The organism is Candidatus Eisenbacteria bacterium (assembly GCA_016867495.1).
Lineage (GTDB): Bacteria > Eisenbacteria > RBG-16-71-46 > CAIMUX01 > VGJL01 > VGJL01.
In genome coordinates, this window is record VGJL01000067.1 from 1 (window position 1) to 13,616 (window position 13,616).

Annotated in this window: 9 protein-coding genes; 5 read left to right on the forward strand and 4 right to left on the reverse strand. The window is 66.7% G+C overall.

Features of this window, described 5'->3' with window-relative positions; genetic code table 11:
• Positions 1-292 (forward strand): cation transporter (locus FJY88_07815; GenBank protein MBM3287238.1); only part of this gene is annotated, 292 nt, incomplete at its 5' end.
• 433 nt (positions 293-725) lie between these two features.
• Here the strand turns inward: FJY88_07815 and FJY88_07820 are convergent.
• Positions 726-2,147: an ATP-binding protein gene (locus FJY88_07820; GenBank protein ID MBM3287239.1), complete on the reverse strand. Its 1,422-nt coding sequence runs from the start codon at positions 2,145-2,147 to the stop codon at positions 726-728.
• A 223-nt stretch (positions 2,148-2,370) separates the two neighbouring features.
• On the reverse strand, positions 2,371-6,456 hold the full coding sequence (locus tag FJY88_07825) for a DNRLRE domain-containing protein (protein ID MBM3287240.1): 4,086 nt from the start codon (positions 6,454-6,456) through the stop codon (positions 2,371-2,373).
• 132 nt (positions 6,457-6,588) lie between these two features.
• Between FJY88_07825 and FJY88_07830 the strand changes: the two genes are divergently transcribed.
• The 3 genes from FJY88_07830 (at position 6,589) to FJY88_07840 (ending at position 11,524) form a co-directional block, all read left to right on the forward strand.
• Entirely contained in the window at positions 6,589-7,200 is a 612-nt protein-coding gene (locus FJY88_07830; GenBank protein ID MBM3287241.1) for a sigma-70 family RNA polymerase sigma factor, read from the forward strand.
• A complete protein-coding gene (locus tag FJY88_07835; GenBank protein MBM3287242.1) occupies positions 7,190-7,933 on the forward strand; it encodes a hypothetical protein in 744 nt (247 codons plus the stop codon). Before FJY88_07830 ends, FJY88_07835 begins: the two co-directional genes overlap by 11 nt.
• 111 nt (positions 7,934-8,044) lie before the next feature.
• Complete coding sequence (locus FJY88_07840) at positions 8,045-11,524, forward strand: CHAT domain-containing protein (GenBank protein ID MBM3287243.1); 3,480 nt, start codon at positions 8,045-8,047, stop codon at positions 11,522-11,524.
• Positions 11,525-11,551: 27 nt separating this feature from the next.
• Here the strand turns inward: FJY88_07840 and FJY88_07845 are convergent, their stop codons facing one another.
• Positions 11,552-12,334, reverse strand: a complete 783-nt coding sequence (locus FJY88_07845) for an RNA methyltransferase (GenBank protein ID MBM3287244.1) — start codon at positions 12,332-12,334, stop codon at positions 11,552-11,554.
• Between FJY88_07845 and amrS the strand changes: the two genes are divergently transcribed.
• Entirely contained in the window at positions 12,207-13,238 is a 1,032-nt protein-coding gene (gene amrS, locus FJY88_07850; protein MBM3287245.1) for an AmmeMemoRadiSam system radical SAM enzyme, read from the forward strand. The two genes, FJY88_07845 and amrS, sit on opposite strands and share 128 nt — an antisense overlap.
• Before the next feature lie 168 nt (positions 13,239-13,406).
• On the opposite strand, the gene FJY88_07855 is transcribed toward amrS, so the two are convergent.
• Positions 13,407-13,616 (reverse strand): ABC transporter ATP-binding protein (locus FJY88_07855; protein MBM3287246.1); only part of this gene is annotated, 210 nt, incomplete at its 5' end.

The window sequence follows — 13,616 nt, forward strand, 5'->3', positions numbered from 1 at the left end:
CGCGGGACGATTCACGCACGTCGATGCTCACATCGTCGTTCCCGAGTTCTGGTCGGTGGAGGAGGCCCACGAGCGCACCGACGCCTTCGAGCGGCGGCTCCTCGATGAGTGTCGGATCGAGGGCGAGATCGCCTTCCACACCGATCCTTGCAGGCGGCTTTTCTGCAAGGTCTGCGATCTGTCCGACTGCCCGATCAGGGCCGCGGCATTCGAGCGCCGGCCGATCCTGACGCTGGAGGAAGCGACGCAGCCGGACCTGGCGCCCGGACAGCCGCCGCCTGTGCTCGCGTAGATGGATCTGCCAGTCCCCCCGACACGATCCTGACTCGATCGGCCGAGGATCGAGGCCGCATGACGAGGAGGACGCGATGCCGTCACCCGGCGGAGGTGACGCAGTGGATCCGCACGCCATGATAGAGCGCGAAGTTCGTGTACCGCTCCCTTCCGACTTCGAACACGATCCGGTCGAAGACAAGATCCTGACCGAAGCCTTCTGAAAACCTCGTCCGAGATTGACGTCCTAGAGAGCTCCCCGCTTAATGGGGCGTGCCCCTGTTGCTCTCGTGCGGATCGACCAAGGGGGGCATTCTCATGAAGCGTTCGTCGTAGAGCGGCGTTCTCCAAGGCAAGGGACGCCCGAGGCAAGAACGCGGCCCGAAGGACGCAGAGCAGGGTGGACGGGAGTGTTCCCATGAGACCGCCGACTGCGGGCGATCCAGGTCTAGCTACCGCATGCACTCCAGGACGTCGGTCGCGGTGATCACTCGGTACGAGCGACGCCCCGCGGCGCGACCAGGCGGGGCCTGCAATTCCGGCACGAACACGGCGTTAACAATGCGCTTGTCGCGGGCCCAGGGCCCGTCAGGCAGACCCTTGGCCAGGAGAGCCCGACCGATTCGGTCGACCTCGGACTCGGAGACTGGCTTTTCCGACCATTTCACTTCGCCGATGAGCAGGGCGTCATCGCCGGGCGATGACGCCACGATATCCCACTCGGGCCCGTCGCCACGCCAGAAGCGGCGTGCGGGTCCCCATGGTCCGTCCTCCCCCAGCGTCGTCCGGGTCAGCCGAGGGACCGAAGCGCGGCACAGATCTTCCCAGGCCTCAGACACGAGCCGTACGCGGTGCCGCTGCCAGATCGCAGCCCGCGCGGCTCGCCCACCCACCGCGAGCGCTGCACGCTGCGGCGCCACCACCCGGAACCACATTCGGATGAACGGATCCCCGATCTGGTACAACGATCGCTTCCCCCCGCGGTCCGGAGCGCCAAACGGCTGCTCGCGCGTCAGAAGGCCGAGTTCCTGCAACCTGCCCAATGGGCGGGTAAGCGAGGTGGCGGGCACCCCGATCCGACCCGCGATCTCTGAGAGACGATGGGCACCACCTCCGACAACGTCGAGGATTGGTCGCAGACCGGTAGCCGGGGGAAGTTCTTCCACTAGCAGGCGATCCGGTTCCGCGTGAAGCGTGCCGTTCGGGTCCAGAACGAGGGTGTCGATCGCCGCGTCCGTGTCCATCCGGAACGGCTCCGCCAGCTCCCAGTAGCGCGGAATCCCGCCCCAGGCCGCCCACGCTGAAATTGAACGCGTCGGACGGTCCATCCCTAGCGCCTTCCCAATATACCCGGCCCGCAGGGGGTGAAGCTCGAAGGCCTCGCTAGCGCGGCCGAAGAGCGGAGAAGTTCGATCGAGCTGGAACCCCTGCATCATGTGCTGAGAAGACCCCGCAAGGGCGACGCAGAGCCGGGCCGAGCGGGCCTCATGATCGATGAACCCTTGCAGGACGCTGGGCAACTCTGGGCTCGCGGCCACAAGGTAGGGAAGTTCGTCGATGACGAGGGGACCCCGCCACCCGGCATGCCCCGCTTGACGGGCAAGCGCTCGCAAGAGCGTGCGCCAGTCCGGGTACTCCGACTCGGCGAAACCGTCCAGCACCGAGGAGAGGGATTCGGCGAAGTATCGCCTCTGCACAGACCCCGCCGACTGGTCGGCCAGCGTATAGAGACCGCCCGCGAGTCGCACCCACTCGAGCATGAGCCGCGTCTTGCCGACCCGCCGGCGCCCCCAGAGGACGACCAACCCGCCGCCCTCGCGGGCCGACAGGTTGAGCAGGCGCCGCATCTCTTCTTCGCGGTCGAGGAACTTCATAGGGCCTTATTATGCCAACGATCATAATGCTGTCAAGCATAATTAGCCCGCCAACCGACGGGGCGTACTCCGCGATTGCTCCACGTGGGCCGTACACCGCGAAAACACCGCCCTCCACGCCCGCAGCGAAGCTGCTGGGAAGGCCCTCCGCCGTTCGGAGGACTCCCAGCAGCTCGTCGCCCGCCACCGGTCCGCGGTGGCCCTCCACGAATCCCTTCGGGGGCTACTTCAGCAGCACGATCGCGCGCGAGCCGGTCTCGCCCCCGCTGCGCAGCCGCATGTAGTATCGTCCCGAAGCGACCTGCGCGCCGTTCTCCCCGCATCCGTCCCAGAGGACAAGCCCCGAACCGCGGGTAGGGACGATGGTGAGCCGGCGGATGATCCGGCCCTGAACGTCGAGAATCTCCGCGGCGACCGGGCGCGATCCCGTCCCCTCGAGAGCCACCGTCACATGTCCGGTTGTCGGGTTCGGCGAGGGCGGAGATAATCTCAGTCGTTCGGATCCGAGATCCGCCGCGGCGTGGGGACCGTCATCGACTGAGGAGGGCTCGCGCACCGTGATCAGGATTCTCGGGCTCATCGGCACCGGGCTCTCCGCCGCTCGGAACAAACCGCGGCCGATCCCTCCGTTGATCGTCTCGGTCTGGTGGCGCACCACCAGCCCGTAGTCCGGCATGCCGCTGGCCCACGCCTGAACCAGCGATGTCACGTCCCACTCGAGGATCCCGATGTCCCCTTCCCGGCCCACGGTCTCCACATCGACGACTTGAGAGACATGCGCCGCCTGGTTCATCCATGTGATCTCGAACTCCTCCCATGGCTCGACGACCCGGTGCACGCTGCACGGCGAACCCTCCTGTCCAGGGCCTGTTTCGTGCTGGTCCAGCCATAGGAGGGCGCTGGCGATCTGTCTGCCCGCGATCGCCTCGAGATCGAACTTCGCGTATGTGCGAAAGAAGCCGGGCCCCCACTCGTCCGTGCTTCCGGCGCCGAGGTCCGGGAGTCCCCCGAAGTTCGCCTCGGGCATGAAGCTCGTCGTGTAGACATCCTCGACGGCCGTAAAGACGACGGCCCCGGGCGTCAGATCATGCATGTTCCGGACGGTGAGCTGGAGCCAGGCGTAGTCCGTGGGATCGGAGTAGGACTCGGTCATGGGCGAGTTGATGCAGAGATCAAGCGTGCCCGCGCCGATCTCCTTCGATACGAGCATAGGCACGCCGCTGCTGTTGCGAGCGGCGATTATCATATCCGGGTCCGTCAGCCGGGTCTGGTAGCACGTGGCCGACCAGTCCTGGAAGTCGAAGATCCAATTGTGGCTGCGCGCGAGGTAGCTGGTCAACTCCTCCATGCGCACGTGCGGTGCCGCGGCGAGCTCCGTCCACTGGTGGTTGTTGGTGTCGTTCTCGAGCAGGTAGGCGTTCAGCCCCTGCGCGTAGGCGGGGTAGTCGCTGCCCCCATAGAAGTGCAGGTGCCCTCCCTGGGCCGCGTAGTCGGCGACGTGCTGCAGGCTGGCTTGCTCGATGGAACCCCCGTGAATGGCCACGTATACGTGCGCATAGGGGGAGAGATCGAGGCCCGTCCAGTCCTCGCCGTAGAACTCGTGGAAGGGGATGCCGAGCGTGACGAGGGCCTGGCGCACCGCCGTCTCGTGAATCCCGATGAGCATCACGTCGGCCGGGATCGGATCGGAACAGCCGACGGGCCATGCGCCGATCAGGCCGCAATCGGGATTGTGTTGGCCGGCGCAGGGGGAAGAGTCATGCAGCGTGTAGGGCTCGGCGGGATTGTCGTCCAAACAGAAGAGCGGGTCCTCGCAGATGTTGCCGTTCTGGCCGAGCTGATCCGCGATGTGACCCACCCAGTCTCCGCCCTCGTTGCCGTAGATGTCGGTGCAATCGATTTGCACCGATCCGCCGCCTTGCCCGCCGATGGCGGCGCCCGAGTAGCCGAAGGCGAAGATGTTGCTCGAGAGGGTCACCAGGCCATCCCCGAGGCGGTGGAGCCCGCTTCCTCCTTCCGCGGAGGCGTTGTGGTAGAAGGTGGAGTGCGACAGCGTCGTGAGGTTGCCGGAGCTATCCCACCTGAAGATCGCGCCCCCTTCTCCGGTGGCTGTGTTGTCCGAGAAGGTGCACCAAGAGACGGCGAGATTCTCGCACCAAGCGTCGATGGCGCCACCCCGGTCGGCGCTGTTTCCAATGAAGCGACACCGATCCGCCGTGGTTGCGTCGGCTTCCGTGAAGATGGCGCCGCCGCTTCCGAACTCATTGCTCGCACTGTTCCCATAGAAGACGCATCCGGTGACAGTGCACAGCGTGAAACCATCGAGGCTAAGCGCGCCGCCTTCGAAGCGACAGGAGTTGCCGGAAAAGACGCAGTCGGTGAAGCTCACCGAGCCCATCTCGACAAGCACGGCGCCGCCATGCCAGGACGCGTCGTTCTGGAGGAAGCTGCACCCGCTGACATCGGACTCGCCGAAGGTGAACTTGATTGCGGCCCCGCGTTCCCCGCAGCGGTTTGCCGTGAATCTGCAGTCCGTGATACGCGGACTGCCGGACAGACTGGCGATGGCGCCGCCGTCTCTTGCCTGGTTGGAGTCGAAGGAGCAACCCTCGATGGTCGGCGCCGAGCCCGACCCCGATATGACCACGGCCCCTCCCGACTCGTTGGGCGCCAGGTTGTTCCGGAAGCTGCAGCCGCGGAAGACAGGCGTGCATGACGAACTGATTCGGACGGCCCCTCCGGATCCGATGTCGGAACCTGCGTAACCGTTACGCATCTCGATGTTCTCGATCACGCACCAGTCCATGTTCATCTGTTCGAAGACGAAGGCGCGGTGCTGGGTCTCCGGACTTCCCTGACAGTCGATCACGCATAGGGCGGGGTTGCCGCTCGCCGAGCGCAGCGTGACGGGCCGGTTGGGGAAGAGGATGTCGCGGTTGCCGTTTCCCGTGTAGGTCCCGTTCTCGAGCTCGACGATCGATCCGTACCATGCGCCGTCCAAGGCCGCCTGGATCGTCGGGAAGTCCCCGCTGCCGTCGGGGCGCAGCGTGTACACATGCGGGCCGCAGGCGACCGGGAAGGCGCCGATGAGATCGCAGTCGTGGTTGGGAAATGAGAAGGGGGCGCAGGGGGAGTTCGCGCACAGGTAGTAGGGATGGCTCGGGTCCCGGCAGAGGAGCGGATCGAGCGAGATGTTGCCGTTCTGCCCTTCCTGGCCCGCCAGACATCCGGTCCAGTCACCCCCGGCATTGCCGAAGACATCGCAGCAGCTCAGCGTCGCCGAGGAACCAACCACGCAGCGCACCGCCGCGTGGTCGCCGAAGACGATCATCGTATGCGCCAGCGCCGCCGTCGACCCGGAGTCGAGGTAGATGGCCCGGCCATAGGTCTCGTGCAGGGTGCAGCTCGTCAAGGTCAGGTCGCTGAACGAGCAGTAGACATCCCCGCCTCCGAGGCTCGCGGAGCGGTTGCGATGGAAGAGGCAACCCGTGGCGTTCGCCGTCGTGCCATCCTCCAGATAGATCGCTCCGCCGCCCATACCCGACTGGTCGGCGCGGTTCAGGATGAAGGTGCAGCCGGTGATCTGCAGGTCGCAGCCTGTGGGGGCGTAGATCGCCCCGCCACCCATGTCGGCGTAATTGTCGTAGAAGATGCACTGGTCGATCGTCAGCGAGGTCTCGTAGAGATCCAAAGCCCCGCCCGGGTCCAGGACATAGGCGTGCTGGATGGTGATGCCTTCCAGCAGGCTTCCTGCCCCCTGGTCATCGATGGAGAAACCGCGGTGACGGTCCGAGATGCTTCCCTGACAGTCGATGATGCACGATCCCCCGGGGCCGTTTTGGGCTCGGATCGTAAGCCGCTTGTCCAGTTGGATGTCACGATTGCCGGCGCCGGTGAACCAGCCGTCGGTGAGCTCGATCGTGTCGCCGTCGACAGCGGCATCGATCGCCGCCTGAATGGTCGCGAAGTCCCCGCCGCCGTCGGGGCGTACGACATGAGTCGCTGCGATTGCCGCTGCCGGCAGGAAGAGGCTGGCCGCCAAGCAGAAGAAAGCCGCCGGGCGGATGCTCGCCGCCGGGCGGGGACGCCGCGCCAGGCGGGATCTCGGCGCCAGACTCAATAGAGGAAAGAGCCCCATACCTGAACTCCATGACCTGGATCCCATTCCCGAATCCCCCTTCATGTGTCTGCTCATCACCAGGGCATCCTGCCCGCCAACTCCACTCCGTCGCCCATAGAAACGCGGGAGCGAGACGGAAATCACAGGGCGCACCGCCCGGAGTGGTGACGGCCGATCGCAAACCGTCATGGGCGTCGCGGTCCTGCGGGTTCCCGGCAGGACCTCGCGGGGCGGACACTCCACTGAAGGGTGTTTCCGGGCTCCGAGGCTGGTACAATCGCCCCGTTCCTGCTGTGATGACAGGGGGGTAGCCGGCGTTACATGTCACAGAAGCGACCTGTGTCCGAGCCTTCGGACCAAGAGCTGGTCCGGTTGGCCAAGGCTGATCCGGAAGGCGAGGCGTCTCGGCGTGCGGCCTGCATGCTCCTCTCGCGACATCGCGACCGGGTCTACGCTTGGTGCTATCGGCGGCTGGGGAACGCCGATGAGGCCCTCGACGCGGCGCAGGAGGTTCTGCTGAGCGCGTATCGCCACCTGTCGACCTACGAGCCCCGCGGGGAATTCGGGACTTGGCTCTACACGATCGCGCGCAATCGATGTGTCAGTCAGCAACGCCGGCCGAGCCTGATACATGATGCCGATGTCGATCCGGACCTGATCCCCGATCCCGCGAACGACCCGGCGCAGATCCTCGTGGACAGGATGTCGGAGGAGGCCCTGCTCGATCTGATCCGATCGCATCTCGATCCGCTTGAGCAGGAGGCGCTCTGGCTCCGCTGCTTCGAACAGATGCCCGTCGAGCGGATCACGGCCGTGCTGGGCATCCGTCAGTCATCCGGTGCGCGTGGGATTCTGCAGCGTGCGCGCAGGAGAATGCGCGAGGCTCTGGCGCGGACTCAGGCAACAGGGGAGGCTTTGGGGGATGAAACCTAGCTGCTACTCCCTGGAGGAACTCGTAGTGGCGGCGGAGCAGCCGCGCGGCGAGCCGCGGCGCGAGCATCTCGAGACTTGTCCTCGCTGCAGGGCCGCGCTCACAGCCTACAGGGACTTCATGGACGAACGGGATCGACTGCCCGCCGAAGCGCGTGCGGCGGAGTGCAGCGGGCGCCTCCAGGAGATTCTCGAGGCGCAGATCTTGGGAGAGCCAGTCACCCGCTCGGCGCCGGACGCCCGCCGGGCGGGTGGATTGAGAGCGGGAGATGGCCGTCGAGCGAGGCAATGGCTCGCGCGCCTGTTCGTGCAGGCGTGGCGTCCGGCATGGATTGTCGCCGCGGCATCCCTCGTCCTGGCGATCATCTTCATCCCCCGGGCGTTGCACCGCGAGGGCGAGCGGGGGCCCTCCATGCGGGGCCCCGACATGCGGGATCCGGCGTCCCCCGGCCAAGTCATGTTGGTCTCTGAGGCCCGGGTTCTCGCGGGAGGAGACCTGGAGTTCGCATGGGCTCCCACGGAAGGCGTGGATCGCTTCGATGTGCGGTTCTTCGACAAGGGCATGGACGAGGTGGCGCGGCGCGACGCTGGCCGCGCAACTTCTCTGCGCCTGAGCGCGGCCGAAAGGACGGAGATCCGCGGCGCCCATCTCTGGCAGGTGGTGGGGCTTCGCGGCGAAGAGGAGGCTGCGCGCACGCCGCTGCGGGAGATCCCCGGCCCAGGCTCGCCGGATTAGGGCGCAGGACGGATGCGCCAGGGGAGCGTCTCAGATGCGGACAGTCCGCCCTAGCTGACGGCAGGTCGCTTCGAAGTCATGTGCGAGCGTGAACAGACGCCGGGGGCTTGAATGAGGAGCAGGTGGAGCAAACGGGACTGTCGCCGGGCCATGCGGGTCGCGCGGATGACGATCCTCTCGGCTGCGCTTCTCGCGGTCGCGCCTTCCTCCGGCTCCGCCCAGTCGCTTCCCGAGGCCGCGCCCCCCGACTGGCAGGCGATCGCGAAGTCCCTCCTCCACGAGCGGCGGCTCGGACCCGCCGAGGAACTGATCCGCAGGCTGCTCGCGCAGGCGGAGCGGGAGCACGGCCGAGATGCGGCAGAGACCGCGGCGGTGCTCGATCTTCTCGTGGAGTGTCTGTGGAGGAAGGGGAGCATCGACGACGAGAAGGCGCTGGCTCTGGCGCGCAGGGCGGTCGAACTCAAGAAGACGCTGTATGGACAGGGGCACCTCGAGGTGTCGAGCAGCCTCTTCAACCTCGGGGTCATCCTCGCCAAGGCGGGAGACCTCCAGGCGGCGGACTCGGTCTTCACGTCAGTGCTGGCGACTCGTCGGGCGCGGCTTCCACGGGGGCACCCCGAAATCCTCAGCGCAGTGAACGCCCTTGCCAACGCGAAGACGATCTCGGCCGACTACATGGGCGTGGTCGATCTCTGCCGGACTGCGCTTCGGGAAGCTGAGGTTGCGGGGACACACCTCTCTTCGCCCGCGGTGACCATCAAGGGCGCGTTGGCCGGAGCGCTCTGGCAGGTGGGTCAGGTCCGGGAGGCGCGATCTCTGCGCGAGGCACTGGTGGCGCACTACGATTCCACGGGTCACCCCAGTCTGTCCGGCGCGCTGAATGACCTTGCGAACACCGAGGTCGGTTCGGGCGACTACGCGCGGGCCGCGCAGCTCTATCGCCGGGCGCTTGAGTTGGAGGAATCGCGCGCGGGTCCCACGACGCCCTGGGCTTTCAACATTCGCAGCAATCTCGCGACCACCCTCATCCGGATGGGGGAGTACGCGGCCGCTCGGCGACTGCTGGAACATGAGGCTCTGCACCTAGCGGCCGATGGACCTTGGGCGGAGCAGCGCGTGAGAGCATGCGCCCGTAGGGCTCATCTTGCCGCCGAGTTGGGCGACCGCGAGGAAGAGCTTGAGCTCCGCCGCCAAGCCCTGCGGCAGGCGGAGGAGTCCTTCCCCCCCGACCACGACCTGGTTGCCGAGGCGCTTTTCAATCTAGGCGCCACTCTTGGAACCCTGGGAAGGGTCGACGAGCAGGAGCCTCTGGTCCGGCGCGCGCAGGAGACTTGGGCCGCCCGCCTCGGGCCCGGGCATCGATTCCTGGCAGACTGCCATCTCGCACTTGGCGCCATCGCGCGCAAGCGAGGCGACCTGAATGAGGCGCGCCGGCAAATCGCGGAAGCCTTGCGGGTGGCGGTGGAACAGTCTGGGGAGGGCTCCATCGGCGTCGCGGCGACTCTGGCTGATCAGGCGGCCGTGGCCCGGGAAGAGGGTCTCCTCGACGAGGCGCGACACTGCCTCAGACATGCGCAGCAAGTACTCTCTCCGAAAGTCGGCACAGATCATCCTCTGATGGCGGAGCATGAAGCGGATCTCGCGATCGTCGAGTTGGCCGCCGGACGCCGCGCCGCCGCCATCGAGCACGCCTTCAGCGCGGAGCGCGTCGTGACCCCCCACCTCCGGCTAACGGTCCGCGCTCTTCCGGAGCGACAGGCGTTGGTGGTCGCGGGACAGAGCGCCACGCTGACGGACATTCTCCTGTCTCTCCTCGATGAGGGCGATCCTGACCCGACCCTGATATCGCAGGTCTGGGACGCGATCATTCGGACTCGGGCGCTGGCGTTCGATGAGCTTGCCGCGCGCGTTCGTCGTGATCGCTCGCCGGCGGACTCCACGCGGAAGACCGACGGCCCTTTCGAGGACCATCAGCGCGCCTCAGCCCGTCTGGCCAATCTCATCGTGCGCGGCCCGCAGAGCGCAGATCCGGAGGTCTACAGGGATCTGGTGGCCGACGCGCGTCGCGATCTGGAGGAAGCCGAGCGAGCGCTGGCAGATGCTGGAGAGCTGGAGGGAGCGGGGAGTGAGACGACCGGGCTTTCCGCCGTGACGGACGCTCTTCCCGATGGAGTCGCGCTTGTGGCCTATGCGCGGTACAGGAGGGTAGGAAGCAGAGGCCTCGATCCTTCAGGGGAACGCTATCGCGCCTTCGTCCTTCCCGAGGGCGGGGGAGCGCCCGTGTCGGTCGACATCGGCAACGCGGTCGGGGTCGATGCCTTGATCGCCGACTGGAGAGCGGAGATCTCGTTGGCAGTCCAGGGAAGCGCCAAGCATGGCGCGGCGCCGGGCAGCGTCAGTTCCGCCGACGGAACGGAGACGGGGCGCATACTCCGCGAGGCGATCTGGGATCCAGTCCTTCCGAGTCTTGGCGCGGCCGAACTCGTGCTCATCGTGCCCGACGGAGCGATCCACCTGGTGAACATCGCCGCGCTCCCTGATGAAGCACGAGGATTCCTCATCGAGGCCCCCGTGATGCTGCACCATCTCACGGCCGAACGCGAGGTCGCGGGTTTCCTGCACGAGCCCGCGAGCGGGCATGGCGCCCTCATTGTGGGCGGCCCTGACTTCGACCGTCGTTCAAGCGGACCTCGCCCCCCCGCTCCCGAGTGGGGCGAGGGGAGAGTCCTCACGGCCCTCGATCCCTTCCGCGAGGTCCGACCGGATTGCCTGGATCTTGGCGCGACGCGATTCCCCAGCCTGACGGCTTCAAAGAGGGAGGCGCGCGAAGTGGCAGATCTGTGGAGGAAGTTGTCCCTGGGGACTTCATCCGAGGAGGAGGCGTCCCGGGGGACCTCGTCGCGGGGGTCTTCGTCCCAGGGGTCTTCGTCCCGGCCGGCCCTGCCCGGGGAGAGTGGCGACTCCCGGAGTCGGGAAACCATCCTCCTTATGGGGCGGGAGGCGACGGAGGAAGCAGTGAAGCGATCGGCCTCGGGGCGGCGGCTGCTTCATCTGGCGACACACGGATACGTGCTTGATCCGGCGTGCTCGGTGGATCCGGTCTCGCCCTCGCGCGCCGCGGGACAGGATGCGCTCGCGTCCGCCGGTGTGGGCGCGAACCCGCTGCTTCTGTCGGGTCTGGCGTTGGCCGGAGCAAACCGGCGCGAGGAGGCCGCGCCCAATGACGACGATGGAATCCTGACGGCGCAGGAAGTCGCCGCGATCGACCTGCAGGGAGTGGAGTGGGCTGTGCTCTCTGCCTGCCACTCGCGGGGCAGCCGCATCCTGCGCGGCGAGGGAGTGTTCGGTCTGCAGCGCGCCTTTCAGCTGGCCGGGGCGCGCCGAGTCGTCGCGACGCTCTGGCCGGTCGGGGACGAAGCCGCGCGCGCCTGGATGCGCGCCTTCTACGAAGCGATTCTCGAGAAGGGACTCGGCACGGCCGCGGCCGTCCGCGACGCCGACCTGACATTGCTGCGCGACCAACGCAGGCGCGGAGAAGACCCGCAGCCTTTCTACTGGGGGGGATTCGTCGCGTCGGGAGACTGGCGGTGATCTCCCGGGAACGACTGCCCGACTCGCCTACTCATCGATCGATGGCTGCCTGCCGCTCTTCTCGTCCACCAGGTACTTTCGCCCCCGCACGACCGTCGTCTCGAGATCCGGATGCCGCGAAGTCACGAAGGCATACAGGACGATGGAGCAGGCGATGTTGACATTGAGGCAGGGGACAAGACCGAACTGCGGCACGGCGACCTTGTGCTTCGCCGCGGAGAGAAGGGACTCGTTTAGGCCGTAGTGCTCGCTCCCCAAGAGAAAGAGCGGTCTCTCCGGAAAGACGAAACGATCGAGGCGCTCGGCCTCCGGGTGGATCTCCACGGCGACCGTCTCATATCCCGAGTCGGGCAGCCAGTCGAGGAACTCCTGGCGAGTCGGCAGATGGCGAATCCGCTCGAAGCGCTCGATCCCGTGACTTCCGGCTCCCTGGTACCGCCGCGAGCCAATGAGGACGATCTCGCCGCAGAGGAAGGCGTGCGCCGTCCGCAACAGGTTGCCGATGTTCGTTTCCTTGTCTGGATTGTCGATCGCGACGCCGAAGGGGAGCCTCCGCGCGTCGAGATCCCGCTTGATCTCCGCGCGGCGCGGATTCAGCCGCTCGAGAAACTCGGCCTGCCGTTTCGGATCGAATCGAGCCACGGCGGCTATGATACTCTTCTCCGAAGGAGAGGTCGCTGTCATGTCCACGCGCAGTCGAGAGGCTCCCGCCGCACGCTTCTGGCAGACCGAACCCGACGGGCGGATCCTCTGCACACTCTGCCCCCGGTACTGCAGGCTCGCTGACGGCCAAGCCGGATTCTGCTTCATCCGGCAGAACGACGGCGGCGTTCTGCGAAGCCTGGGATATGGACGCCCCACCGGCTTCGCCGTCGACCCGATCGAGAAGAAGCCCCTGAATCACTTCCTCCCCGGAACGAAGATCCTCTCGTTCGGCACGGCCGGTTGCAACCTGGGCTGCCAGTTCTGCCAGAACTGGGACATGAGCAAGGCGCGGATCGACGAGCTTCACAGCCTCGATGTGACTCCCGAGGAGGTCGTCGCCGTCGCCGTGCGCGAGGGGTGCCCCTCGATCGCCTACACCTACAACGACCCCGTGATCATCGGGGAGTTCGTGATCGACACTTCGCGGATTGCGCGCGAGCGCGGGATCCGCTCGGTCATGGTCACCGCGGGCTACATCACGCCCGAGGCCCGCCCGGAGGTCTTCCGGGACATCGACGCGGCGAATGTCGATCTCAAGGGGTTCACCGAGGAGTTCTACGCCAAGGCGACGCTCGCGCACCTGGCTCCGGTTCTCGACACCCTGGTCTGGCTCAAGCGCGAGACCGATCTCTGGCTCGAGATCACGACGCTGCTGATTCCGGGACACAACGACAGCGACGACGAGATCCGCCGGCTATCGCGCTGGATCCTCGAGAACCTGGGCGCCGACGTCCCGCTCCACTTCACCGCCTTCCACCCCGACTACAAGATGACGGACACTCCCCCCACCCCTCCCGCGACCCTCCGCGGCGCGCGGAGGCTCGCGATGCAGGAGGGAATCCGCTTCGTCTATCTGGGCAATGTGCTCGACGCGGAGGGACAGACGACATGGTGCCCCTCATGCGGCAAGGAGTTGATCGCGCGCGACTGGCACCATGTGCGCCGCCGCGCGCTGAAGGACGGCTGCTGTCCGGGATGCGGCGTCTTCATCCCCGGCCGGTTTCAGTAGCCTGCGCGCACGTCTGGGCCATTGGACCCCGACGGTTCTCTTCGCCCCGCTAGGTTCGCGTTCGCGGCGCGGGGCTACGGGAACCGGTCGGGGCCACGGACGCTCCTCGTGTCGCGCTCCTGGCCCGAGCGGCGCGCGAGCTAGCATCCGGGACGCGGGCAGGCATGTCTACCCCGCCGCCTCCTCGACCAGGCCGCGCAGGGCTTGCTCCTGCGTCTCCCTCGCGAACTGGTTCCGGTAGAGACGGAAGTAGCTCCCCCGCCTTCTCAGCAGCTCCTCGTGCGTCCCCTCCTCGACCACTCTTCCCTGTTCGATCACGAGGATCCGGCTCGCCGATCGCACCGTCGAGAGCCGATGCGCGATGATGAAGCTGATTCT

Excerpts from the sequence above, each read along its gene's own strand:
- FJY88_07820 (MBM3287239.1), bottom strand. The coding sequence starts at position 2,147 with ATGAAGTTCCTCGACCGCGAAGAAGAGATGCGGCGCCTGCTCAACCTG.
- FJY88_07825 (MBM3287240.1), bottom strand. The coding sequence starts at position 6,456 with ATGACGGTTTGCGATCGGCCGTCACCACTCCGGGCGGTGCGCCCTGTG.
- FJY88_07830 (MBM3287241.1), top strand. The coding sequence starts at position 6,589 with ATGTCACAGAAGCGACCTGTGTCCGAGCCTTCGGACCAAGAGCTGGTC.
- FJY88_07835 (MBM3287242.1), top strand. The coding sequence starts at position 7,190 with ATGAAACCTAGCTGCTACTCCCTGGAGGAACTCGTAGTGGCGGCGGAG.
- FJY88_07840 (MBM3287243.1), top strand. The coding sequence starts at position 8,045 with ATGAGGAGCAGGTGGAGCAAACGGGACTGTCGCCGGGCCATGCGGGTC.
- amrS (MBM3287245.1), top strand. The coding sequence starts at position 12,207 with ATGTCCACGCGCAGTCGAGAGGCTCCCGCCGCACGCTTCTGGCAGACC.
- FJY88_07845 (MBM3287244.1), bottom strand. The coding sequence starts at position 12,334 with ATGAAGCAGAATCCGGCTTGGCCGTCAGCGAGCCTGCAGTACCGGGGG.